Origin of the sequence: Paraburkholderia sp. (genome assembly GCF_028283785.1) — a bacterium.
In the GTDB taxonomy this organism is placed as follows: domain Bacteria; phylum Pseudomonadota; class Gammaproteobacteria; order Burkholderiales; family Burkholderiaceae; genus Paraburkholderia.
Window position 1 is genome coordinate 1314518 of sequence record NZ_JAPWKB010000019.1, and the last position, 25215, is coordinate 1339732.

The window sequence follows — 25215 nt, forward strand, 5'->3', positions numbered from 1 at the left end:
TCTATCCTTGCTCTCAGCCCTTCGCGGGCGCGAGGTCTTTCACGTCGGCGGGCGTGGCCGCCATCTGCAGATGCAAACGCGTACCGGTGTACGGCGTATGACGCTTCACCACATCCATATTCAGTTCGACGCCCAGGCCCGGTTCGCGCGACGGCAGGATGTAGCCGTCTTCCCATCGAATCGGCTTCATCAGGATCTCCGCATGAAAACCGTCCCACGTGCCGATGCTTTCCTGAATCAGGAAGTTCGGCGTGCAGCTTGCAAGCTGGATGCTGGCCGCCGCGCCGATCGGTCCGTTGTACAGATGCGGCGCGATCTGCGCGTAGTAGACCTCGGCGAGTGTCGCGACTTTTTTCGCTTCGAGCAGACCGCCCACGCGTGCAACGTTCAACTGCAGAATCGATGCGGCGCCCGCTTCGAGCAGTTTGAAAAACTCGTACTTGGTCGTCAGCCGTTCGCCTGCGGCAACCGGAATGCTGGTATGCCGCGCGACGTTCGCCATCGCGGCGTCCTGACCCGGCGGCACCGGTTCTTCGAACCACAACGGATCGTATTTTTCGAGGCGTTTCGCGAGACGAATGGCCGAAGACGGCACCATCTGCCCATGCGTGCCGAACAGCAGATCGGCCTTGCTGCCTACCGCTTCGCGCACCTTGCGGCAAAAGGTTTCGCAACGCTCCAGCACTTCCAGCGACAGCTGATGTCCGGAGTACGCGGTATAGGGCCCGGCCGGATCGAACTTCACGGCCGTAAAACCGCGTTCGACGTTTTGCGCGGCACATTGCGCGGCGAGGTCGGGGTCGTCGTAGTCGTACTCGCCCTTCGCGTTCTTCGGATACAGGTACGTGTACGAACGCAGACGCTCGTTGACCATGCCGCCCAGCAGTTCGTACACGGGCTTGCCCGCCGCCTTGCCGATGATGTCCCAGCACGCCATTTCCAGACCGCTGACGACGCCCATCATCGTCAGGTCGGGACGTTGGGTGAAGCCGCTCGAATACGCTTCGCGCCAGAAGCGCTCGACATGATGCGGATCGTGATCGAGCAGATAGCGGCCGAACACATCGTCGATGATATGGGTCATCGCATCCGGATGAAACGTGGCCGAATAGATTTCGCCGACACCTTCGATACCGCAGTCGGTTTTCAGCTTCACGAAGATCCAGTACATCCCGCCGAGGTGCGGCGGCGGCACGGCGACGATATGCGTTTCAAGCGACACGACTTTCATTTACGCCTCTTCTTTTCTGTTGAGCATGTTTCTGAGCGCGAGACCCGCAACGCCACCGAGCGCCGCGACCGCCGCCACGTAAGCAAAATAAAGCTGGTAACCGAACACGCCGGGGAAGGTCTGCGTCAGATAGCCGTTGATCAGCGGTAGAAAGACGTCCGGCGAATAACCGAGCACGGAAATCAGGCCGATCGCGAGACCCATCGTTTCGACCGGCACGTTGCAGCGGTCGAGCAACGACCAGTAGAGGCCGCGAATCGCGTACGTCAGGATGCCGATAAACAGCACGAGCACGACGATCAGCGCATGACTCGACATGCGCGGCGCGGCGACCAGTCCGAGCAGCGACAGCGCTGCCAGAAACAACGCGATCACGAGCACGGAGACCTTCGAAAAGCGGTCGCCGAGAAAGCCGCCGCCGATCCCGCCGATCGGGCGCATCCACAGCTTTAGCGTGGTGATGGTGCCCGCCATCACCACCGACAAACCGATCCCGCCCTGATGCAGATAGGCGGAGAAGCTGTACGTCGCCCAGAACACCTGATAGCCGCAAAACACGATGGCCGCGATCAGCCACAGTTCGGGGATCGCCGCGAGTGTCTTCAGTTCGACGAACACGTTGCTGCGCGCGTGGCGCGGGCTGGACGGGTGGCCGGCGCGATTTGCCACTGTGTCCCGGGCCGGTTGCGGATCCTTGACGAGTCCCAGCACGATGCCGAGCCCGATACACAGAAACGCGTACAGATAGACCACCAGTTTGAAACCGCTCGCGACCGACTCGCCGCGTGTCTGCGTCGCCCACGCGAACAGCGTGATCGCGACGGTTGCGAGCATCGCTTCGATCAGCCCGCGTCCGCCGTCGAGAAAGCCGAAAAAGCGGCCCTGCTCGTGCGCGCCCGCGATCATCGTGACGCGCTTGATCACCGCGGCCCAGAACGTCAAACCGGTGGTGATGCCCCACCCGCCGAAGATCACCAGCAGCACATCGAACGAAGGCGCGGTCGAGTAAACCAGGCCCAGCGCGCCCGTCGCGATCAACGAAAAGCAGATCAGCAGACGCGGCGCAATGCGATCGGCCAGCCAGCCGCTTGGCAGATAGCTGAGCAGGAAGATGGTGCCGAGCATCGAATACAGATAGCCGAGCTGGCTGTCGGTGATGTGGAACACGTCGAGCATCGTCGGCTGATACACCTGCCGCAGATACAGAATCGGGTAGATCGCGCCGGCGGCCAGCACCAGCAGCGCGAGTTGCAGATAGCGCTGGCCTTGAGTGGCTTTCGCGGCGGCGGCGTCACCGGCCGAAGCCAGTTGCGCAGCGGATTGAACGGGTTGGGATGACACGTTTGCGCTCCTGAGAGACACGCAAGGCGACCGCGCTGATGCGTCGGTTCGCCGGGTCTCGAATATGTTTTTTATGATTGGATGGACTGCTGCTTTTACTGCGGGTTTCGATGCGGGTTTCGGAGAAATCCGGATGCGTCAGTACTTCATGACGACCAGACGCGTCTGCGTGAATTCGAGCATGCCGTGCTTGCCGTCGTCGCCGCCGAGGCCCGAACGTTTCCATCCGGCGTGAAAGCCTTGATAGGGGTCTGCAGGCGTGCGGTTCACATACAGTTCGCCCGCTTCGATGGCATTGGCCACCTTCATCGCAGCGCGATAGTTCTCCGTATAGATCACCGACGACAACCCGAACTGATGGTCGTTCGCCATCGCCAGTGCTTCGTCGAGCGTGCTGTAGCGGAGTACCGGCATGATCGGACCGAAGGTTTCTTCCTGAACGATTTCCATGTCCTGACGACAGTTGGTCAGCAGGGTCGCCGGATAGAAAAAGCCGTTTCCCGACGGCAGCGTGCCACCGGTTTCGAGCGTGGCGCCCGCTTCGACGGCGCGGCGGACCATCGCGTGAATGCCGTCGCGCGACGACGCGTTGACGAGCGGCCCCATCAACGATGCATCGTCGCTACGGTCGCCGGAACGCACTGCGCTCATCTGCTGTTTCAACAGCGCGACGAAGCGGTCGTGCACGCTCTCATGCACGTACACGCGTTCGATCGCCGTGCACAACTGGCCGCAATGGGTTGTTTTCGATGCGACCAGGTCGCGTGCGGCCTTCTCCAGATCGGCGTCAGGTTCGATGATCGCGGGCGTCTTGCCACCCAGTTCCAGCGACGGCTTGGCGATATTCGCCTTGCAGTAGTCGAGCACCTTGCGACCCGCGTTGACGCTGCCCGTCAGCGTGATCATCCCGACCGACGGATGCGTGCAGACGGCTTCGGCGGTGTCGTGGCTCATCGCCAGGATATTCACGACGCCGGGCGGCAAACCGGCCCGTTCGACGGCTTTGGCGATTTCGAATGCGGAGCTCGGCGTGTTGTTGCTCGGGCGCACCACGACCGTATTCCCGGCGATCAACGCAGGCGCGACCTTGCGCATGAACGTGTACACCGGATAGTTGAACGGAATCAGGCACGCCACCACGCCGATCGGCTCGCGATGCAGCACGAGGTTTTCGTCGGGCGTATCGCTCGGAATCACTTCGCCTTCGATACGGCGCGCCCATTCGGCGTGATAGCGCGTGATCTGGCCGGCGTAGATCGCTTCGTTGGTGGCGTCGGCGACGCTCTTGCCGGATTCGCATGCGAGCGCCGCGCCGATCGCGGGCGCGGCGTCGGTCAATGCATCGGCGAGCGCGTGCAGATGCACGGCCCTTTGCGCCGACGGCAACGTGCGCCAGCTTTTTTGCGCAACCGCCGCCGATTCGACCGCCGCGACGGCTTGCTCGCGCGTCGCGGCGCACACCTGCGCAATGCGCTCGCCGGTGGCGGGATTGATGACGGTAACGCGTTCGTCGCCAGCGGGTTCGATAAACCGGCCGTTGACGAAATTCCGATCGAGTCGCATGAAGCTCACCTGGTTTGAACTTGTTGAAAAGTGCAAAAAACGCATGACCGGCCGCTTTCGATGCGCAGCCTTCACCGCATGCAGCGCATTTTTCTCCGCACCGGAACGCGTCACAAGCGAATATTTCGACGGTTAAAGATTCGAAAAACGCACGTTTGACCCGAATTCAAATCCTTTGGCAAGCGCACCGGCCAGCCGCAGAATTCGACCCGCCGGCATAACGGCCGGAACGGCCACGACTCGATAACAATTCAGGAGATTCGATGAAACAGACAGTGCTCGCACGCGCGGTTTCCGCCGCACTCACCGCCTTCGCGGCAATTGGCTCAGTCGGCGCATTGGGCACAGTCGGCGCATCGTCAGCGTTCGCGCAATCGGGCGTGACGCTCTACGGCGTGATCGACGAAGGCCTCGACTACACCAGCAACGTGCGCGGCAGCCACGTCTACGAGATGGCGAGCGGCTATGCGCAAGGCAGCCGCTGGGGCATGCGTGGTTCGGAAGATCTCGGCGGCGGGACGAAGGCGATTTTCCAGCTTGAAAATGGCTTCGACGTGAACTCCGGACGTGCGGGCCAGGGCGGCCGGATGTTCGGACGGCAGGCTTACGTGGGACTCGCCAGCGATCGTTTCGGCACGCTGACGCTGGGACGTCAGTACGATTCGGTGGTCGACTATCTGGCGCAAACAACAGCCAACGGGAACTGGGCCGGCTATCTGTTCGCGCATCCGTACGATAACGACAACACCGACAACTCGTTCCGGATCGACAACACGATCAAGTATGCAAGCCCGTCATTGGGCGGATTCCAGTTCGGCGGCGCATACAGCTTCAGCAACGACACGAACTTCGCGAACAACCGGCAGTTCAGCCTGGGCGGGCAGTACGCGTACGGCGGCTGGCTGATCGCGGCCGCATACCTGCAGGCGAACAATCCGGGCGTGGGCATGAACGGCGCAATCGCGGCCAACGACGCGAGCTTTATCGCGGGACGTATGCGGATATTCGGCGGCGGCATCAACTACACGTTCGGTCAGACGACGCTCGGTTTTGCGTACACCAACACGAACTATCAGGACCCGTCGGGCAACGGGTATATCGGCATTCCGCTGGCCGCAACGGGTGTGACGCTGAATACGCTGAAGTATCAGAACTTCGAAGTGAACGGCAAATATCAGTTCACGCCGTCGTTCTTCGTGGGCGTGCAATACGTGTACACGATGGAAAACTACGATGCATCGAACGGTAGCGTGAAGGCGAAGATTCATTCGGTCGGCTTGATGGCCGATTACAACCTGTCGAAGCGCACCGATGTCTATCTGCAAGGCGCGTATCAGAAGGTCACCGGCGACATGACAAACGCGATTCTCGACAACGCGTTTATTCCGGGTGTGCAGGCGCCATCGTCGTCAGGCAGTCAGATCGTGGCGCGCGTGGCCTTGCGTCACAGGTTCTAGGCAATAGCCGCTCGAACAGATCGGTGCCGCCCATCTGCCCGCCTTTCAGCATGACTTCGATGCCGTCGAGGTCCGCGCGATCGGCGTGCAGGCGGCACATCGCGACACCCGGCGCGAGCGTCGACAGATACGACAATCCCCATACGTCGAGCGCATGAATCGCGAAGCTCGACGTGTCGCCGCCTGCGATGCCGATGCGTCGCAGACGCACCTGTCCCAACACCGTTTTCAGCAGATGCGCGCATGCGATGGCGAGCGCGTTGCGCCCGGCGTCCGCGTCGTCGCGCGCGCCGTTGTCTGCATGCGTGCTACGCATGCGACGCGTAAACGCGAGCACATGGCGGCCATCGCGCAACATCGCGGCGATGGTGGCGGTCTGTTCGTCGAGATACGCGTGCGCTGCCGCGCCGGTCATCCGCGACGGATCGAGTTCGACGTGCGTGTACGACTGCGCCGCGCCGATCTGCGCGGCAGTCGCGGGCGACAGGCTGCCGGCCAGCACGAACACAGGACCGTCGGCAGCTTGCATCGTTGACGTGTCGGGCGCATCGGCGGCCTCGTTCGCACTGGATGGCGCACTCGCGCGCACCGCGTCCGCATACGCGTGCGCGACGCTGCTCGGACCCACGGCGAGCAACGGCGCGTGGGCCGCATGCGCCGTCATCGTGCGACCGATATGCGTCAGATGCGCGTCGTCGAGCACGTCGAACAGCAACGCATCCGGTTTGGCTTCCAGCGCATGCGCCACCGCCGAATCCAGCGCGTGCGGCGCTTGCGCATAGATACGCCAGTCGATCGAACGCACGTCGGCCAGACCTTGTCGCTGCAGATGCACGCGCAGATCGGCTTCGTTCATCGGCGTGACCGGATGATGGCTCATGGTCGGATGACGGTCGATCCGGAAAATTTCGTCGCCGCCCGCCGATGCGAACAACTGGCCGAAAACGCAGTAACGCTTCAGATTCGGTTGCCCGCCGACGATCGCCACCAGCGGATTCGGAAAATGCGCGCGCAACGTATTCACCGCGACACCGATGCTGCCGGTCTGCGGCGCGCTATCGAAGGTCGAGCACACCTTGTAATGCATCAGCCGCACGCCGAGCGACGCGAAGCATGCGCCGACCCGCGTCAGTTCGGCATGCATTTCCGACGGCGCCAGCGCTCGCGCGATGCCCGCCACGCCGATCGCATCGAGCGCGTCATATGCGCGGCCCGGCCCGAATTGCGCAAGACGCGCCGCATCGGGCGCCTCGACGAACAGCATCGTGCGCAATCCGGCGCGCGCGAGATGCGCGAGCGTGTCGGTCGCGCCGGTGAAATCGTCGCCGTAAAATGCATAAGCGGGCGACCGATGCCCGGATGACGAAAACGCATGCATCGGCGCAAGCGAGACCGGATCGTTCATCCGCGCGCTCCAAAAAACGCCAGCGCACGCTGTAATTCAGGCGCATGACGCGCATAGTCGGCAAGCGGCACGCATGCCTGTACCGCATCCCACGCCTGCCGCACGCTCGTCACACCGGCGGCGGGTCCATCGGGATGCGCGAGAATGCCGCCGCCGGACATAAACAGCAGATCGGTGGTGCGCACGCTGTCGAAGGTCGCGGGCACGGTGCCCGCCCACTGCCCCGACGAAAACGCCGGCAACACGGCATCGTCGTATTCAGACGTCAACGGCGTCGCGCAATCGCGGGCGGACTCGGTCACTTCGGCGTCGCTTTGGGCGAACTTTCCGGCCAGCCCATGCACGTGCATATGGTCGACACCGGCCAGTCGCCACAGCGTCTGATACGCGTGGAACGACATGCCCAGCGACGGATCGCGCGACATCATGCCGTAGCCGTTCCGGTGCGCGTGCAGCGCCAGCGGCGTCGCGCGCCGCAAGCTCTGGATCGCGGAAAAGCCGCACCAGTTGATGCTCGCCATCACGCAACTGCCGCCTTCGCGTTCGACCAGTTCCGCGTGACGACGCATCGCGTCGAGTTCGTCGGTGATATTGAAGGCGACCATCACCGAACGGCCGCTGCGCTCGCGATATGCGCGAACCTCGGCCATCACCGCACGTACGCGCGCGGCGAGCGGCGCATGCTGCGGGTTCGCACAGACTTCGTCATCCTTGATGAAATCGACGCCCGCTTCGCACAGATCGCGCACCAGCGACGCCGTTTCCGCCGCGCTCAAGCCCACGTTCGGCTTGATGATCGTGCCGATCATCGGGCCGCGCGCCACGTCGGTCAGTCGCCGCGTCCCGGCGACACCGTGCTTCGGCAGATCGAAACGCGCGCGATAGCTTGCAGGCAAACGCATCGACAGCAGACGCATGCCGGTCACTTCGCCGAGGTCGTACAGATTGCCCGCCACCGTCGCGGCCAGCGTGGGCAGATTCGCGTCGATATTCGCGAGCGGAAACGACAGCGTGATTCGCGCGCGACGCCACGGACCGCTGGCGTGCTGCCGCGCAAGCCATGCATTAGGCAATGCCGGTTGCGACGCGGCTTCGAGTTCGTCGATGCGCACCACGCTCGCGCGGCTTCGCGCGCGCAACGCATCGCTTTCGTTCGCGACCCGCACGAAGGTGCCGCTCGACTGCTCGCCGGCCATCACATCGGCAACCCGCGCCGGATCGAGTGGCGTTTCGATCAGATAGTCGGCTTCGAGGCAATCGTCGCCGATCGCCCGCTGCGCCACGGCGTTGTGCGCATCGCTCATAGCGTGCCCAGATCCGGAAACGGCCGCACTGCGTTGCGGCCATCCCATGACAGCGACTCACGATAGATCAGGTCGAACAGTTTGCCTTTCGGCCCGGCGATTTCCGAAAGTTCGATCACGGTGCCCGGATGCGTTTCCGTGTCGAAGTACACGAAGCGGCCGTTGCGGCCCACTTCGCCGCTCATCGCGACTTTGAAGCCCTGATCCTGAAGCCGCGCGAGGTCCGCATCGAACGACGTGGTCCAGTACGCGTTGTGCTGCAAGCCGGTGTGGCCGGCTTCGAGGAAGTCGCGATACATCGACGGAGCGCCGTTGCGCGTCTGGATCAGTTCGACCTGCAACGGCCCCGAGTTCGCGAGCGCCACCGAGTTGTGGACCTCGTACGACTGGCCGCGATACGTGTAGTTTTCGATCGGCACGCGTTCGTTGTAGAACCACGGCCCGACGCCGAGCACGCGGCTCCAGTATTCCATCGCCGCTTCGATATCGCGCACGACATAGCCTGCCTGACGGATTTCGCCAAAATAACGACTCATAACACTCTCCCGATGCGGCAGATTGAAGATCGATGGACGAGCGAATCCCGGCGCTGGGAAAGCCTGTGCTTTCACGCAGCGTCCAAAGGCATGACGCCCATCCGTCTAATTGGAAAAACTCACAGAAAACCGGTTGAAATCCACGGTATGGCTGCGATCAGCACGAGGCCGAACAGCAGCGCGCTCATATACACGACGATCGGTTTGATGCCCGCGTCCGGGTTCACCTTGCTGATCGCGCAGGCCGAGTAATAGCCGACGCCGAACGGCGGCGAGAACAGTCCCACGCCCATCGACAGAATCACCACGATGGCGTAGTGCACTTCGTTGACGCCTGCCATGCGCGCAATCGGAAACAGCAACGGCCCGAACAGCACGATGGCCGGAATCCCTTCGAGCACGCTGCCGAGCATGATGAACACGACGATCGACACCGCGAGAAAACCGTATGCGCCGCCGGGCAACGTGGTCATCAGTTGCGCGAGGTCCTGCGAAAAGCCGGATTGCGTCAGCGCCCACGCCATCGACATCGCGCAGCCGATGATGAACAGGATCGCACCCGACAGCGTCGCCGCATCGACCAGCATCCGGCCGAGTCGCCGCCATGCGAATTTCCGGTAAATCAGCAGCCCGACGACGCTCGAATAGACGATGCCGATCGTCGAGACTTCCGTCGCGGTCGCCACGCCTTCGACCACCGCCATCCGGATCACGAACGGCAACGCCAGCGCAGGCACCGCCACCACGAACAGCCGCCCGATCTCGCGGCGGCTGAACCGCTGCGCGCCGCTCAGGTCCTCGTTGCGATAGCGCCACCAGACGACCGCGCACAAGATCAGCGCGAGCACCGCGCCCGGCAACATGCCGGCCGTAAACAGCGCGGAAATCGACAGGCCGGTGACCGAGCCGATCGTAATCAGCACGATGCTGGGCGGAATGGTTTCGCTCTGCGCGCCGGTCGTGGCGAGCAAGGCCACCAGATCGCCTTCGGACGCGCCGCGTTTTTTCATCTCCGGAAACAGCACCGGTGCAATCGCCGCCATGTCCGCGACTTTCGATCCGGAAATGCCCGACACCAGATACATCGCCCCGATCAGCACGAACGACAGTCCGCCATGCAGATGCCCGACGAGGCTCGCGAGAAAACCGATCATCGCGCGCGCCATGCCGGTCATCTCGATCAGCAGGCCGAGGAACACGAATAGCGGCACTGCGAGCAGCACCAGATGCGACATGCCCTCGTCCATCCGCCCGACCATCACGACGACCGGCGTGTAGGTGGCAAGACCGAGGTAACCGAAGGTCGCGAGCGCGAACGAGAACCCGATCGGCACGCCCGAAAAAATCCCGATGCCCACCACGCCGACGAAGAAGATCAGCAGATTGAGCTTGCCGAGCGTCTGAAACCACGGCGCGCCGTAGTACGCGACCACGCCGAGCACGACCGCGATTGCCAGCACGATCAGCACGTCGCGCGCGCGGCTCGTCTGCACCAGCCGGATCAGGCCGACAGCCAGCATCAGGCCCGCGCCGACCGGCAACGCGAGTGCGCGCCATGCATTGCTGATTTGCAGCGCAGGCGTGACGATCGCCGCTTCGCCGGACGCGTAGTCGTAGGTCGGCGCGAGCAGCAACGCCAGCAGCGCCACCGATGCGCCGATCGCGAGCGTATCGACGAACGCGCGCTTTTGCGGCGACAGCCGGCTGACGAACGCCGTCATCCGCATATGCTCGCCGCGACGCAAGGCGAGCACCGCGCCGAGCATCGACAGCCACAAGAACAGGATGCCGGCCAGTTCATCGGACCACACCAGCGGCGCATGCAGCGCATAGCGGAACACCACGCCCGCCAGCATCACGACGATCTCGAGCGCAAGCAGACTCGCCGCGCAAAATTCGACGAGTGCGATCAGCCCGCGATCGACGATCCGCAGCCAGCGGCGCGGCAGGCTGGCCGCATGACGCGCGGCATGGGCCGCAGCCGCCTGCTGCGCGTTGTGCATCGCGTGGCCGCCCGCGCCGTTCTGTGCTGCATCCCAAGCCCGCTCCGTCATGCTGTGGTCTCCTCGCGCATGATGTTGTTAGACGCCGTTCAGGCGAGCTTGCCGACCGACTGTTCGAGCAGATCCCACGCCTGATTGCCGAAGCGGCCTTTCCATTCCGCGTAGAAACCGGCCTGGCGCAACGCGGCGCGGAACGTGTCAGGCGCGGGACGATTGATCGACAGACCCTTTGCCTGCAGATCGGCGACGGCGGCATCGTTGAGCTTGCGCACGTCGTCGCGCTGCTTCAGCGCGGCCTGATTGAATGCGTCGCTGGCGATCGCTTGCAGGTCTTTCGGCAGACGTTGCCACGCGCGCTGATTCAGCACGAACCAGTAGCCGTCCCACATATGGTTGGTCAGCGAACAGAACTTCTGCACTTCGTAGAGCTTCGCGACCTGCACGATGGGCAGCGGATTTTCCTGCGCATCGACGATATGCGTTTGCAGCGACGAATAGACTTCGCTGAATTGCAGGCTCGTCGGTGCGGCGCCGAGACCCTTGAACATGTCGATGCTCAACGGACTGACCGGCACGCGGATTTTCAGGTTGCGCATCGTCTGCGCGTTGACGATCGGGCCGGTGCTGGTGGTGGTTTGACGAAAGCCGTTGTCCCACATCCGTTCGAACGATTCGAGACCGGCCTTCTGCATCGCCGCGCGCACGTAGGCGCCGAGCGGGCCGTCCATCGCTTTCCACACCTGCGAATAGTCGCTGAACGCGAAGCCGACCGCGTTGATTGCGACGGCGGGCGCCAGCGTGGACACCACCAGCGCCGACGGCGTGAACATTTCGATGCCGCCGCTGCGGACCTGCGCGAGCATGTCCGTGTCGCCGCCCAACTGGTTGTTCGGGAAGATGCGGATTTCCATCCGTCCTTTCGACGCATCGCGAATCTGGTTCGCCGCTTCCTGCGCGCGAACGTTCAACGGATGTGTGAGCGGCAGATTGTTGCCGTACTTGAATACGAACTCGGGCGCGGCCGCCGCGCGGGCGGTCGAGGCCAAACCTAGCGTGCCGAGCGCGCCGGCAACCGGAGCGGCCGCAGCGGCGCGTAGCAACGCGCGTCGGGTGAGATGGGTCATCGGGAAGTCTCCTTGCCTTTTTATTGATGCGTTCTTGATTCCATCAAAAACCATCATCGCGCGGGGCCGACCGGTTGACGGTTCTGGCTTAGTATCGTGTCATCGGCAGCGTGGCTGACGGCACGTAATCGCGGCTGACAGGTGCAAGACTAGGCGTCCGCGATATTTGCGTCAAACCGCGAAACTGATGTGTTTTGATGGAATTCCGATCGTCGCGAGGTCGCCGCCGGCTGCCGCACGGTCGGCTCGAACGGTTGAAGAGGCGAATGCGCCGGGAAACGTTTATGTCCGATACCACGATGACTGTTGCCGCACGCGCCCGGATTCCGGACATCGCGCGCGCGGCGGGCGTGTCGACCGCGACCGTCGACCGGGTGCTGAACGGCCGCCACGGCGTGCGCGCGCCCACCGCGCAACGCGTCTTGCAGGCGGCAGCCCAACTCGGTTATCTGCTGGGTGCGGCCGTGCCGGCGACGCAACCGCCGCGCACGTTGCGCATCGCGTTTCTGCTGCCGACCGGCACCAACCGTTATTTGCGGATGCTCGGCGATTACATCGAGTTCGCACACGATCAATGGAGCGCGCTCGACATCCGTTGCCGCGTGCATTACGTCGAGAGCTTCAACCCGAGCGAACTCGCGGCGCGGCTGCTGCATTGCGGCCAGCGCGCGGACGGCGTGGTGTTCATGGCGCTCGAACATCCGGTCGTGCGCGATGCGGTGAATGCGCTCGCCGATCAGGGCGTACCGGCGATCACGCTGATTTCCGACCTGTCGAACGCGCGGCGGCTCGCGTATGTCGGCATCGACAATCGCGCGGCCGGCCGCACGGCGGGGCTATTGCTGGGGCGTTTCATGGGGCCGCGTCCGGCGGGCAAGATCGCGATGCTGGCGGGCAGCCTGAACTATCGCGGACACGAGGAACGCGAAATCGGCTTTCTGCATCTGATCGAATCGACGTTTCCGCAGGTGCGCGTGATCGGCCTGCGCGAAGGTCATGACGACAGCGAGCGCAACTATCTGCAAACGCGTCGCTTGCTGGAACAGCATCCGGATCTCGCGGGCATCTACAACAGCGGCGGCGGCTCGGATGGGGTCGCGCGCGCGATCGTCGAGGCAAAGGCCGACCAGAAGATCCTGTTCGTCGGCCACGGCCTGACGCCCGACACGCGCGCGCTGCTGATCGACGGCACGATGGATGCGCTGATCACGCAAACACCGCAATCGATGGTCGGCAATTGCCTGAAAATTTTCCGCAACGTGCACGACAAACGCGATGCACTCGACGACGTGAAACCGGTGCAGTTCAATATCGTGCTGCGGGAGAATCTGCCCTGACGCGGCGGATGATCCACTGCGCCACCCCGCTGTCGGCAGCGGCGCGCCTCGGGGTCACCACGCCACGCACGATCCTTCCTTGCCGACGCAGTCGCCGTCGCAACCAGCGCAGTAGTGCCGGTCCCTGATGGTCTGATCGACCTGCCACGCATTCGCCGTCGCCGTGCTCGCGGTGCCCACGGAACGCCCATTCTCCGACGCATGGAAGGTCGGTTCGCCGGCTTTGCCGCGACGGATCGCGTCGTCGATTTCCGCGTCGCCGAACGCCGCTTTCAGATTCGCCACGAACGCGGCGATTTCCGGCATCGGGTGCAAAACGGGCTTCCGTACTCGCATATCCATCGCGGCCACTCCTCGAAAAAGTACCGGTTCACTATCCCGGAATTCAGTGTAGGATACTGTACATCCATACAGTATTTAAGGCAATCCGCACTCCGATGTCCTCTACGCCGCTTTCCACGCCGGTCACGTCGTTATTGGCGCACCCGGAAACCCTGCATCCGTCGCTGTGGCGCGCCTCGCAGCTCGCCCGCAGCCGTGCGCGCACGGTGGATACCGGCTACGCGGCGCTGTCGGCGGAATTGCCGGGCGGCGGCTGGCCGCTGGGTGCGCTGGTGGATCTGCTGGTGCAGCAGGCCGGCGTCGGCGAAATGCGCCTGCTGCGGCCGGCGCTGAGCGAAATGGGCCGCCGTCCCATCGCGCTGGTGCAGCCGCCGCATGTGCCGAACGGGCTCGGGCTCGGCTATATCGGCCTGCCGATCGACCGTGTGATGCAGATCAAGGCCGCCACGACGGCGGACGCGCTGTGGTCCGCCGAGCAGATCCTGCGCGCGGGCAGTTGCGGTGCGCTGCTGTTCTGGGCGCAGTACGTGCAGACGTCGTCGTTACGGCGGCTGCATCTGGCCGCGCAGTCGTCCGACACGCTGTTCGTAATGGTGCGCCCGCTCGCCGTCGCGCAGGACGCGTCGCCGGCGCTATTGCGGCTCGCGCTGCGGCCGGCGGGCGACAGTCTCAGCGTCGATATCGTCAAGCGACGAGGTCCCACACGCGCGGAACCGCTGTCCATTCCCCTTCAACCCACGCCCGTTCTGCTTTCCCGTCATGCGCGTCTTTCTCGCCGTCCACTTGCCCCGGTTGCCGCTCGAAGTGTTCCGACCGAAGTGGCGGTTTGAGTCGCTGGCGGGCGCGTTGCCTTTGCCCTCGCCTTCGCCCGTGTCCGGCGATGCCGCATCGACGCAACCCGCGCCCGGTTGCGTGGTGCTGGACAAAGACCGCGTCGTACTCGCCGATGCGACCGCGCGTGCGAACGGCGTGCGTGTCGGCATGAAGCGCGGCGGCGTGCTGACGGTCGCGCCCGAATCCACGATGTTCGAGCGCGACGCGGTGCGCGAGCACGACGCGCAACGCGACGTCGCGATTGCGTTGATGACGTTTTCGCCGGAAGTCGCGCTCGGCGACGAAGCCAGCGTCGTGGTGGAGGTCAGCGCGAGCCTGCGTCTGTTCGGCGGCATCTTGCGGCTGTGCCGTGCAGCCAAAACCCTACTCGCGACGCTCGGTTTCAGCGCGCGCATCAGCGCCGCGCCGACCGGCCAGGGCGCGTGGCTGCTCGCCCGATGCGGCAACCGCCGGCTGCTGAAAATGGCCTCGCTCGAACGACAGCTCGCGGCGTTGCCGTTGATGTCGGTGCCGGAAGTGCGGCCGTTCGCCGACTGGTTCACCGGACTCGGCTGCGCCAGCATCGGCGACGTGCGCCGTCTGCCGCGTGCCGGTTTGCAACGGCGTTGCGGCGAGCATCTGCTCGACTCGCTCGACCGCGCGTTCGGCACCGCGCCCGAACTGTTCGACTGGCTCGCGTTGCCGCCCACTTTCTCCGCGCGGATCGAACTGCCCGAGCGCATCGAACACACCGACGCCGCGATCTTCGTCGCGCATCGGCTGATCGCGCAACTGTGCGGCTGGCTGGCCGCGAAACAGTGCGCGGTGATGGGCATCGCGCTCATGCTCGAACACGAACGCGGCCGTCAGGCGATCGAACCCACGTGTATCGACATCGCGCTCGGCGAACCCGCGTGGCGCGAAGACCATCTGCTGCGACTCGTCAAGGAACGGCTCGCGCGGATCGAACTGGACGCGCCGATGATCGCGTTGCGGCTCGACGCATCGCAGGTGCAAGCGGCCGCGCCCGCATCGGACACGCTGTTTCCGGAACCGGGCGGTTCGGCCGAAGATCACGCGCGGCTGGTCGAACTGCTGGTCGCGCGGCTCGGCGAGGACAACGTGCTGCGGCCCGCGCCGACGCCGGATCACCGGCCGGAAATTGCGAACCGCTGGGTGCCGGTCGGCGAGGTGTCGAAAGACGCGCCGTTGCCTGCCGGTTTGCCGCGCCCGACCTGGCTGCTCGCGACGCCCGTGCAACTGCTGATGCGCCAGCATCGTCCGTTCTATGGCTCGCCGCTCAAAATGGTGTCGCCGGGCGAACGGATCGAATCCGGCTGGTTCGACGGACGGCTCGTCACGCGCGACTATTTCGTCGCGCAAGCCGACGACCAGTCGTGCTACTGGGTCTTTCGCGAGCGCACCAGCAGTCGGGACGCGCAAGTGTCGCGCTGGTTCCTGCACGGCCTGTTCGGATGACGCGCGATGGATGCGACTTTCACTGCGGCCGGGTCAGGACTGCCCGCCTACGCCGAGCTATTCTGCTTCTCCAACTTCACGTTCCTGCACGGCGCATCGCACGCTGAAGAGCTGGCCGCGCGCGCCGCGCAACTCGGTTACGCCGGGCTCGCGATCACCGACGAATGCTCGCTCGCCGGTGTGGTGCGCGCGCATGTCGCCGCGAAAGAGGCGCAATTGCCGCTCGTGATCGGCGCGTATTTCAGGCTCGTCAACGCCGACGGCACGCCCGCATTCGGGCTGATCCTGCTCGCGCAGAATCGCGAGGGTTACGGCAATCTGTCCGAGCTGATCACGCTTGCGCGCACGCGCGCGCCCAAAGGCAGTTATCGTCTGACGCCGCAGGATCTGGCGCGGCCGGATCGCGATCACACGCATCTGCGCGGCATGCCCGACTGTCTCGCGATTCTCGTGCCGGACTTCCCGGCGAAAGAAGATGTGCTCGATTCGCAACTCGAATGGCTCGACGAGACCTTTCCGGATCGCGCATCGTGCGGTCTGATCCTGCATCAACGCGCGATGGACGACATCCATCGCGGTGCGATCGAATACATCGCGCAACGTCATGCGGTGCCGGTCGTCGCGCTCGGTCATGTGTTGATGCATGTGCGTTCGCGCAAGCCGTTGCAGGACACGATGACAGCGATTCGCGTCGGGCGTCCCGTACATGAATGCGGTTACGATCTCGCGCCGAATGCCGAGCAGCATTTGCGCTCGCGTTTGCGAATCGCCAACCTGTACCCCGAATCCGCGTTGCGCGAGACCGTCACGCTGCTGTCGCGCTGCGCGTTTTCACTCGACGAACTGCGCTACGAATACCCGGATGAACTGGTGCCGCCAGACGTCACGCCTACTGCGTATTTGCGGCAGGAAACCTATATCGGCGCGCATCGGCGCTTCCCGTCCGGGATTCCCGTCAAGGTTCAGGAGCAGATCGAGCATGAACTCGGCCTGATAGCGGACCTCGAATACGAGCCGTACTTCCTGACGGTGTACGACATCGTCCGCTATGCGCGCGGCCAGCATATCCTGTGTCAGGGACGCGGGTCGGCGGCGAATTCGGCGGTCTGTTATTGCCTCGGCGTGACCGAGGTGGACCCGGCGCGCGGCAATATGCTGTTCGAGCGTTTTATCAGCAAGGAGCGCGGCGAGCCGCCCGATATCGATGTGGACTTCGAACATCAGCGGCGCGAGGAAGTGATCCAGTACATCTATCGCAAGTACGGACGCGACCGTGCGGCGATTGCCGCGGCGGTCTCGACGTATCGGCCGCGCGGTGCATTGCGCGAAACCGGCAAGGCGCTCGGCGTCGATCCGCAGATCGTCGACGCGGTGGCGAAGTCGCATCAGTGGTTCGATACGAGTGCGGATCTGCTGAAGCGTTTCGAAGATTCCGGGCTCGATCCGAACCAGCCGCTGATTCAGGCATGGGCGGCGCTGGCGGCGCAACTGCTCGGTTTTCCGCGGCATTTGTCGCAGCATTCCGGCGGCTTCGTGATCAGTCGCGGCAAACTCACGCGCCTGGTTCCGGTCGAGAATGCCGCCATGGCCGATCGCAGCGTGATCGAGTGGGACAAGGATGATCTGGAGTCGCTTGGCTTGCTGAAGATCGACGTGCTGGCGCTGGGCATGCTGTCCGCGATCCGACGCACGCTCGACCTGGTGTCCGAGCGTCGCGGCGAACGCTTTTCGATGCAGGACATTCCACCCGAAGACGACCCGACCTACGAGATGATTTCGCGCGCCGATACGATCGGCGTGTTCCAGATCGAATCGCGCGCGCAGATGAGCATGTTGCCGCGCCTGCAACCGCGCGTGTTTTACGACCTCGTGATCGAAGTGGCGATCGTGCGGCCCGGGCCGATTCAGGGCGGCGCGGTGCATCCGTATCTGCGGCGTCGTCAAAAGATCGAGGCCGTGACCTATCCCAGCGACGATTTACGCATCGCACTCGAACGCACGCTGGGCGTGCCGATTTTTCAGGAACAGGTGATGCAGGTCGCGATTCTCGCGGCCGGTTTTACGCCGGGCGAAGCGGACCAGTTGCGTCGCGCGATGGCCGCATGGAAGCGCAAGGGCGGACTCGAAAAATACTACGACCGGATCGTCAACGGCATGCAGGAACGCGGCTATCAGAAGGACTTCGCCGAAGCCATTTTCGAACAGATCAAGGGCTTCGGCGAGTATGGATTTCCGGAGAGTCACGCCGCGAGTTTTGCGTTGCTGGTGTATGCAAGCAGCTGGCTGAAGTGCCATGAACCGGAAGCGTTTCTGACCGCGATGCTGAACAGTCAGCCGATGGGTTTCTATTCGCCGTCGCAACTCGTGCAGGACGCGCAACGGCATGGCGTACAGGTGACGCCGGTAGACGTGACGATCAGCGGCTGGGATTCGGCGCTGGAACCTGCGAACGATCCGCACGCGACGCGTCCTGCGGTGCGGCTCGGACTCTCGCTGCTGCGCGGCATGCGGGACGACGCCGCCGAGCGCATCGAAAATGCGCGGGCGGTCAAACCATTCACCGGCGTGACCGATCTCGCGCGCCGCGCGCAACTCGACCGGCACGATCTGCAGGTACTGGCCGACGCCAATGCGCTGGCCGCGCTCGCCGGCAATCGACGCGAGGCGCTGTGGCAATCGGTGGCGGCGGTGCCGGATCGCGACATGCTGGCGGTCGCGCGCGTCGATGACGAAACGCCGGTTCTGGGCGCGCCGTCGGAAGCGGAAAACATCGTCGGCGACTACCGGTCGGTTGGCTTGACCTTGGGCCGTCATCCGCTCGAACTGCTGCGTCCCGTGCTTCATGAGCAGCGCCTGATGCCCGCATCGACCTTGCGCACCTATCGCAATGGCCGCCTCGCACGCGGTTGCGGACTCGTCACCGTCAGGCAGCGTCCCGGTACGGCCAAGGGCGTGATGTTCGTCACGCTCGAAGACGAAACCGGCAACGTGAACGTGATCGTATGGCCGAGCTTGCTGGAGAAGCAGCGCAAGGAAGCATTGGGCGCGGCCTTACTTGGCGTGTACGGCACATGGCAATGCGAAGGCGAAGTCCGCCATCTGGTGGCGCAAAGACTGGTAGACCTGTCGTATCTGCTTGGCGGCCTGACGACAGTCAGCCGCAATTTCCACTAGACGCCGACACGGCGGACGCCAGCGCGCTCACCTAGCGCCGCACCAGCGCGACGATATACCGGCAGGGTTTATGCCCTGCATTGATGAATTCGCAGTCGGCGGCCGAGCCGAGTTGCAGACAGTCGCCGGCTTCGAGTCGATGCATCTGCGCGCCTTCGCGAAACGTCAATTCGCCCTCCTCGACCCAGATCTGTTGATGCTGGAAGACGAACGCGTCGGACGGATAAGGCACGCGCACGCGCGGCGGCAATTCCACCTCGAGCAATTCGAGCATGCCGCCATTTGCGGGAGAAATACGGCGTCGCGAATAGCCTGATTCGGGATCGACCCACACGGCCTGTTGCGCGTGCCGGTTGAGTCTGTCGCCGGTTTGCTCGGCAAGCGCGAGCAAGGTCGACAACGCCAGCCCGAACGCGCCGGACAGCCGGCCGAGCACCGTTGCGGTGGGACTGGCTTCACCGCGTTCGATCTTGCTGATCATTGCCTTGGACACACCGGAGCGTTCCGCGAGCGCCGACAGCGACCAGTTACGCGCTTCGCGCTCGGTTTTCACGCGGGCCGCGATAGCAAGGGAAAGATCGTTGGCAGACGGATCGGACATGAGACACCGTGGCGAGAGCGGAAACGAAAATGTCCTGTCGAGGACGCCGAACACAAATGCAAACAGGTGAAAACACGCGCCGTGATAAAAAACCGTGTCGTCTTGCATAGTGCCTTTTGGTCCACTATATTAAACCACGACCAAAAAGCGAAAATCCAGATTCGCGACCCGAACAACCCGAATATCGCCCAACAACCCTGTCCACAGGAGTGCCACAACACGATGCCAAAGCACCTTCACCTGAATGCTTTCGACATGAACTGCGTAGGCCATATCCAGCAGGGTTTATGGGCGCATCCGCGTGACCAGTCCAGCCGTTACAAAGAGCTGGCGTACTGGACAGCGTACGCAAAAACGTTGGAAAAAGGCCTGTTCGACGGCATCTTCTTCGCCGACGTCGCAGGTGTCTACGACGTCTACGGCGGCAGCCCCGACGCCGCGATCGAGCACGCGGTCCAGGTCCCCGTCAACGACCCGACGCTTCTGATTCCGGCCATGGCAGCGGTCACCACGCATCTGTCGTTCGGTGTCACCAGCAACCTGACGCTGGAGCAGCCGTATCTGTTCGCGCGCCGCATGTCCACGCTGGATCACCTGACGAACGGCCGGATCGGCTGGAACATCGTCACGGGTTATCTGGACAGCGCATCGCGCGCAATCGGTCTGACCGGGCAGATGGCGCACGACGACCGCTACGACCTCGCCGACGAGTACATGGAGCTCGTCTACAAGCTTTGGGAAGGAAGCTGGGAAGATCACGCCGTTCTCGCCGACACGACCGCGCGGCGCTATGCCGACGCATCGAAAGTCCATGTGATCCACCATCACGGCAAGCAGTACCGCGTCGATGCGATGCATCTGTGCGAGCCGTCGCCGCAACGCACGCCGGTGCTGTATCAGGCGGGCGCATCGACGCGCGGCAAGCAGTTCGCATCCACGCATGCCGAATGCGTATTCCTGAACGGTCAGGCGAAACCGGCGGTGAAAGCGCTGGTCGACGACATCCGCGCACGCGCGGTCGCCTCCGGTCGCAGCGCCGACGATGTGAAGATCTTCCTCGGTCAGACCGTCATCACCGGCCGCACCGACGCCGACGCGCAGGAAAAATACGCGGAATACCAACGCTATGCGAGTTCGGACGCGGCACTGGTTCATGCGGCCGCATCGCTCGGCATCGACTTCGCGCGCTACGATCCCGACGAGCCGATCGACACGGGCAAGAGTCAGGCGATCGTCTCCAACGTCGAAGCGATGACGCGTGCAGCCGGTCCGCAATGGACCCGTCGCAAGCTGCTCGAACAGATCGTGCTGGGCAGCCGTCAGGCGCCGCTGGTCGGCTCGGCGGAACATGTCGCGGATACCTTGATCGCGTGGTCCGACGAAGCCGGTGTGGACGGCTTCAATCTGTCGCGAACCGTAGCGCCCGAATGCTTCGAGGATTTCATCGCGCACGTGGTGCCGGTGCTTCAGGAACGCGGTGCGTACAAACATGCGTATCGTGACGGCACGCTGCGCGACAAACTGTTCGGCCATCCGCGCTTGCCGTCCACGCACACGGCCGCGCAATATCGCCACATCGACCCATCGCGCCGCTCAGGTGAATAACGTGTCTCACGTGCAAGGCGGCAAAACCCGCTCGCTCGCAATCCTGCTGCTTTGCCAGGTCGGTGCGATGAGCGTGTGGTTTTCGTCGTCGGCGGTGGTCGCCATCGTCAAGGAAACGCGTCACATCTCCGCGCTCGATGCGACCCTGCTGACGAGTGCCGTGCAGGCCGGTTTCGTCGCGGGCACGATCGGCAGCGCGCTGCTGTCGCTCGCCGACCGCTACGATCCGCGCCGGCTTTTCATGATCAGTGCATTGATTGCCGCAGTCGCAACCGCTTGCCTGACCCTGCTCGAACCGGCCGGGCCCGTTGCAATTGCGCTGCGCTTTCTGACGGGTATCTGCATGGCGGGTGTCTATCCGGTCGGCATGCGGCTCGCGGCCACCTGGGCGAACCGTGATCTCGGCCTGCTGATCGGTTTGCTGGTCGGCGCGCTGACCTTCGGCTCCGCCAGTCCGCATCTGCTCGCCGCGCTCGGCGGATCGAACTGGCGCGCAATTTACGGCGTGGCGGCGTGCTGCGCATTCGTTTCGGGCTTCGCGATCCTGCTATGCGGCATCGGTCCGGGCATGGCGCGCGCCACCCGCATCCAGTGGACGGCACTCGCTGCCGCATGGCGCAATCCGTCGTTGCGACTGGCGAATCTCGGCTATCTCGGGCACATGTGGGAGCTTTACGCGATGTGGGCGTGGCTCGCGGTCTTCCTCGATGCGAGCTTCACGGCATCCGGCGTCATGCATCCGAGACAGGCCGCCGAATGGCTGACGTTCGGCGCGGTCGCGGCGGGCGCGCTCGGCGCGTGGCTCGGCGGGATGCTGGCGGACCGGTTCGGGCGCACAACCGTGACGATGACGGCGATGGCCGTCAGCGGCGCATGTGCGGCACTCATGGGCTGGCTGTTCGGCGCGCCGGCATGGCTCGTCGGCTGCATCGCGTTGTGCTGGGGCGTGTCGGTGATCGCGGATTCCGCGCAGTTCTCGGCGAGCATTGCCGAACTCGCGGAACCCAGTTCGATCGGCACCTTGCTGACGGCACAGACCTGTGCGGGTTTTCTGCTGACGCTGGTGAGCATCCATCTGGTGCCCGACGTGGTGTCGGTCGCGGGCTGGGCGGGCGCCTTCACGGTGCTGGCCGTGGGGCCGCTGCTCGGCTGTGTTGCGATGGCGCGCCTGCGTCGGCATCCCGATGCGCGTCGTCTCGCGGGCGGCAAAGGTTAGCCGCTCAATGCCGTATCGGGTCGCGCGGCCCGGTTCGCATGCGTCACGCGCATGCCAGCATGGCTTGCATGCGTGGCGCGCATCGCAGCATCGCCTGCATGCCGATCGCGCATCGCCGGCATCTTACGCAGCCATCCGGTAGCCGTTCATCGCCGGCGTTTCATGACGCGGCGGGAACACGTTCCACGAACCGTCGTCGTGACGGAAGAAAAAGATCGACAGGATGCCGCTCGGGCGGGTCGATTCCACGCACACGCAGCGACGACGGTTCACGCCGGTGCGGCAGAATCGCACGACCACGCGTGCCGGCATCGCCGGTGTCGGGGCAAGCCATTTATCGACCATCCAGTGCAACGAGTTTTCGGCGGCGTTCATGTCGTTCTCCATCGATCCAGATCGCGTCAGGCGACGCGGGCTACAACGTATTCGCGCGTGATCGCGCCCTTCCCGTTTCTCATCCATGCCGCGCACATGCCGACCAGCGTGTGCAAACCGGTACGTGGGTGCGTGAGGCACGTGCGAACCTGTTCGCTACGGCTTTCGCCGAACAGGCACCACGCACAGAAGTGTTCGCAATTGTTGGTCAGCAGCCTGTAGCGGTTTTCGCCAAGACGGGACCGGGCGCGACGCACGGCTTCGTCGCTGTCGAACTTCGGCGCGGCGGCGAAGCGGATCGCAACCGCATGACCGGCAGCGAATTGCGCGAGCGAGACTTCTTCGACCGGACCGCGTTGTGCGGAGCCGCCGAAGCCGGCGTAGTGCACCACCATGCCGTTGCCGACATAGATGCCGTGGTGCGCATAACCGCTGCGTTGCGTGACCAGATGTGCGCCCGGTTGCAGATCGGCGGCGGCATCGTCGAGCAACAGATCGGCAGTCCCGATCGACAGCATCGACGCGGCGACCTTGAACGACGACGACCGGCAGGCGGCCGACACGGATGCGGCGATGCGACTCGGGCCTCTGCCTCTGGCGACCCACGACCGTTGGATTCTGTTCATGGCTTCCTTCCCGCTGTCCTGTTCCGATCCGGCAGCGCCTGGATCGATAAAATCAAACACTGTTGCGTCGTCATTTGCATCAATCGCGCCACCTTGCGCTCACCCCTTGTTTAACGGCCTTTTGCGGCCGGTCCTTGATGTTTTGACGTGAGGGTATGTCCGCATGCGGCCAACAGTTTTTTTGCCGATATGTTGGCGCGTGACGCTCACTCGCAGCGCATCCGGAACCGGTCGGCGCATGGCCGCGAAAATGGCTCGAATGCGGGTTTGAACATCGCTTCGAACGAACCATCGACGCCATAAAAAAACCGCTTCAGAGAAGCGGTTTTCGTCACGTCAGGCCGGTTGGGAAGTGTTGGATCGACCACCGCTTTTCCACCCGCGATGTTGGTCCGAAAGCAACGCCGCCCGATGCGGCGTCAGCGCGGATACCCTCTGGAAAACCCGCAAACACAGGACAGTCAAGGGCTTGTGTAAACACGCGCGCTACGCACGCGCGCGTGATGCGATTGGCACGACATTTGCACGGTATCGGTTGACACTTCTTTGACCCAAGGCCGTGACGCTGCGGCCGCTCCGGAGACCCATCATGGCTTCCATCACAATCAACGACCTCGCGTTGAATGTCGCTCTCGACCGCAAGGCGATGACCGCGATTCGCGGCGGAGGCGGCGCACCGTGGGTGTACGGCTGGATTCAGCCTTATGTTCGCGAAACGCCGAGCTTCGGACCTGTCGTGAACCTGTACGAGATCTCGAACAGCTTCTATGCTAACCAGATGAACAACCAGTTTCAGACGGTCGACGTCCGGAACGCAGGCTCCAACTCGACCATCACCGTGTCCCCCGATGCACGCAGCACCAACAACGCGGGCTCAATGACGTGAATGCAGTGACCTGTCCGAGCTTGTTTCGATGGTCTTCTTCGGCGCGATCCGATGCGGGACGCGTGCGCGAACTCAACGAAGATGCCTGCCTCGACCAGCCGCAACACGGCCGGTGGGCAGTCGCCGACGGCATGGGCGGTCATGCCGTCGGCGATCTCGCAAGCCGGCTGGTCGTGGATACCTTGAGTCAGATGGGCACGCCCACCAGCATGAAACGCTTTCTCGCGGACGCGCGCACCCGTCTGCAAACGGCGAACCGCCAGTTGCGCGAGGAAGCCGCCCGCAGGCAGGTTCAGCGCATCGGCAGTACTGTCGTGGTGCTGCTCGCCTGCGACCGCTTCTGCGGCTATCTATGGGCCGGCGACAGCCGCATTTACCTCTACCGGCAAGGACAGTTGCGGCAGCTGACACGCGACCACAGTCATGTCGAAGAAATGAAATCGCTCGGTCATCTGACCGAGGAAGAAGCGCGCCATCATCCCGCGCAACATCTGATCACGCGTGCCGTGGGCGCAACCGACCGCCTCGCGCTCGATGAAGACGCGATCGAAGTCATCGACGGCGACGTGTTCCTGCTCTGCAGCGACGGCCTCAGCAACGAAGTCAGCGACGACGAAATTCTGGCCGCGCTATCGGGCGAAGACTGCCGGCGCGCATCCGACGAACTCGTCGACATTGCGCTGTCACGCGGCGGTCACGACAACATCTCGGCCGTCGTGGTCCAGGCCGAAGATCCGGACGCGTCGGACAAGACGCTGTTGAATCCGTCGCCCTGAAGTCAACACCTGCGTGACACA

At 63.7% G+C, this 25215-nt stretch carries 22 protein-coding genes; 10 read left to right on the forward strand and 12 right to left on the reverse strand.

The window, feature by feature from the left end:
* Positions 1–13 precede the first annotated feature (13 nt).
* From PW947_RS28130 to aldA, 3 genes are all read right to left on the reverse strand, one after another.
* A complete protein-coding gene (locus PW947_RS28130) occupies positions 14–1231 on the reverse strand; it encodes a mandelate racemase/muconate lactonizing enzyme family protein (RefSeq protein WP_299635636.1) in 1218 nt (405 codons plus the stop codon).
* Positions 1232–2572: an MFS transporter gene (locus PW947_RS28135; protein ID WP_299635637.1), complete on the reverse strand. Its 1341-nt coding sequence runs from the start codon at positions 2570–2572 to the stop codon at positions 1232–1234.
* A 138-nt stretch (positions 2573–2710) separates the two neighbouring features.
* On the reverse strand, positions 2711–4135 hold the full coding sequence (gene aldA / locus PW947_RS28140; protein ID WP_299635638.1) for an aldehyde dehydrogenase: 1425 nt from the start codon (positions 4133–4135) through the stop codon (positions 2711–2713).
* Between aldA and PW947_RS28145 the strand changes: the two genes are divergently transcribed.
* Both PW947_RS28145 and PW947_RS28150 read left to right on the forward strand, forming a co-directional pair.
* Positions 4134–4271, forward strand: a complete 138-nt coding sequence (locus PW947_RS28145; RefSeq protein WP_299635639.1) for a hypothetical protein — start codon at positions 4134–4136, stop codon at positions 4269–4271. The two genes, aldA and PW947_RS28145, sit on opposite strands and share 2 nt — an antisense overlap.
* 127 nt (positions 4272–4398) lie before the next feature.
* Positions 4399–5592: a porin gene (locus PW947_RS28150; RefSeq protein ID WP_299635640.1), complete on the forward strand. Its 1194-nt coding sequence runs from the start codon at positions 4399–4401 to the stop codon at positions 5590–5592.
* Here PW947_RS28150 and PW947_RS28155 read toward each other — a convergent pair.
* The 5 genes from PW947_RS28155 to PW947_RS28175 form a co-directional block, all read right to left on the reverse strand.
* The gene (locus PW947_RS28155; protein ID WP_299635641.1) at positions 5516–6997 is read right to left on the reverse strand and encodes a four-carbon acid sugar kinase family protein; all 1482 of its coding nucleotides are present in this window, start codon (positions 6995–6997) and stop codon (positions 5516–5518) included. The two genes, PW947_RS28150 and PW947_RS28155, sit on opposite strands and share 77 nt — an antisense overlap.
* Complete coding sequence (locus tag PW947_RS28160; RefSeq protein WP_299635642.1) at positions 6994–8301, reverse strand: ribulose-bisphosphate carboxylase large subunit family protein; 1308 nt, start codon at positions 8299–8301, stop codon at positions 6994–6996. Before PW947_RS28160 ends, PW947_RS28155 begins: the two co-directional genes overlap by 4 nt.
* Positions 8298–8837, reverse strand: coding sequence for a VOC family protein (locus PW947_RS28165; protein ID WP_299635643.1), 540 nt, complete (start codon positions 8835–8837; stop codon positions 8298–8300). Before PW947_RS28165 ends, PW947_RS28160 begins: the two co-directional genes overlap by 4 nt.
* A gap of 119 nt (positions 8838–8956) precedes the next feature.
* Entirely contained in the window at positions 8957–10840 is a 1884-nt protein-coding gene (locus tag PW947_RS28170; protein WP_299636062.1) for a TRAP transporter large permease subunit, read from the reverse strand.
* An 89-nt stretch (positions 10841–10929) separates the two neighbouring features.
* Complete coding sequence (locus tag PW947_RS28175) at positions 10930–11964, reverse strand: TRAP transporter substrate-binding protein (protein ID WP_299635644.1); 1035 nt, start codon at positions 11962–11964, stop codon at positions 10930–10932.
* Between the two features lie 284 nt (positions 11965–12248).
* On the opposite strand from PW947_RS28175, the gene PW947_RS28180 reads away from it, so the two are divergent.
* On the forward strand, positions 12249–13301 hold the full coding sequence (locus tag PW947_RS28180; protein ID WP_299635645.1) for a LacI family DNA-binding transcriptional regulator: 1053 nt from the start codon (positions 12249–12251) through the stop codon (positions 13299–13301).
* Between the two features lie 54 nt (positions 13302–13355).
* Here PW947_RS28180 and PW947_RS28185 read toward each other — a convergent pair whose 3' ends face one another.
* Entirely contained in the window at positions 13356–13643 is a 288-nt protein-coding gene (locus PW947_RS28185; protein WP_299635646.1) for a hypothetical protein, read from the reverse strand.
* Between the two features lie 95 nt (positions 13644–13738).
* Between PW947_RS28185 and imuA the strand changes: the two genes are divergently transcribed.
* The 3 genes from imuA to PW947_RS28200 are packed head-to-tail and all read left to right on the forward strand — an operon-like array spanning position 13739 to position 19109.
* Positions 13739–14473, forward strand: a complete 735-nt coding sequence (imuA, locus tag PW947_RS28190; protein ID WP_299635647.1) for a translesion DNA synthesis-associated protein ImuA — start codon at positions 13739–13741, stop codon at positions 14471–14473.
* The gene (locus tag PW947_RS28195; protein WP_299635648.1) at positions 14403–15935 is read left to right on the forward strand and encodes a DNA polymerase Y family protein; all 1533 of its coding nucleotides are present in this window, start codon (positions 14403–14405) and stop codon (positions 15933–15935) included. The genes imuA and PW947_RS28195 overlap by 71 nt, the downstream gene beginning before the upstream one ends.
* A 6-nt stretch (positions 15936–15941) precedes the next feature.
* A complete protein-coding gene (locus PW947_RS28200; protein ID WP_299635649.1) occupies positions 15942–19109 on the forward strand; it encodes an error-prone DNA polymerase in 3168 nt (1055 codons plus the stop codon).
* Positions 19110–19140: 31 nt separating this feature from the next.
* Here PW947_RS28200 and PW947_RS28205 read toward each other — a convergent pair whose 3' ends face one another.
* The gene (locus PW947_RS28205) at positions 19141–19710 is read right to left on the reverse strand and encodes an XRE family transcriptional regulator (RefSeq protein ID WP_299635650.1); all 570 of its coding nucleotides are present in this window, start codon (positions 19708–19710) and stop codon (positions 19141–19143) included.
* A gap of 222 nt (positions 19711–19932) precedes the next feature.
* Here PW947_RS28205 and PW947_RS28210 point away from each other — a divergent pair, with 222 nt between their 5' ends.
* Together PW947_RS28210 and PW947_RS28215 are read left to right on the forward strand one after the other, a co-directional pair.
* A complete protein-coding gene (locus PW947_RS28210) occupies positions 19933–21315 on the forward strand; it encodes an LLM class flavin-dependent oxidoreductase (protein ID WP_299635651.1) in 1383 nt (460 codons plus the stop codon).
* Position 21316: 1 nt separating this feature from the next.
* Entirely contained in the window at positions 21317–22531 is a 1215-nt protein-coding gene (locus PW947_RS28215) for an MFS transporter (protein ID WP_299635652.1), read from the forward strand.
* Between the two features lie 123 nt (positions 22532–22654).
* Here PW947_RS28215 and PW947_RS28220 read toward each other — a convergent pair whose 3' ends face one another.
* Entirely contained in the window at positions 22655–22906 is a 252-nt protein-coding gene (locus PW947_RS28220) for a hypothetical protein (RefSeq protein ID WP_299635653.1), read from the reverse strand.
* A 26-nt stretch (positions 22907–22932) separates the two neighbouring features.
* The gene (locus PW947_RS28225) at positions 22933–23424 is read right to left on the reverse strand and encodes a lecithin retinol acyltransferase family protein (protein ID WP_299636064.1); all 492 of its coding nucleotides are present in this window, start codon (positions 23422–23424) and stop codon (positions 22933–22935) included.
* Between the two features lie 697 nt (positions 23425–24121).
* On the opposite strand from PW947_RS28225, the gene PW947_RS28230 reads away from it, so the two are divergent.
* Both PW947_RS28230 and PW947_RS28235 read left to right on the forward strand, forming a co-directional pair.
* Complete coding sequence (locus tag PW947_RS28230; RefSeq protein WP_299635654.1) at positions 24122–24418, forward strand: hypothetical protein; 297 nt, start codon at positions 24122–24124, stop codon at positions 24416–24418.
* Between the two features lie 5 nt (positions 24419–24423).
* Positions 24424–25194, forward strand: coding sequence for a protein phosphatase 2C domain-containing protein (locus PW947_RS28235; protein WP_299636065.1), 771 nt, complete (start codon positions 24424–24426; stop codon positions 25192–25194).
* Positions 25195–25215 lie beyond the last annotated feature (21 nt).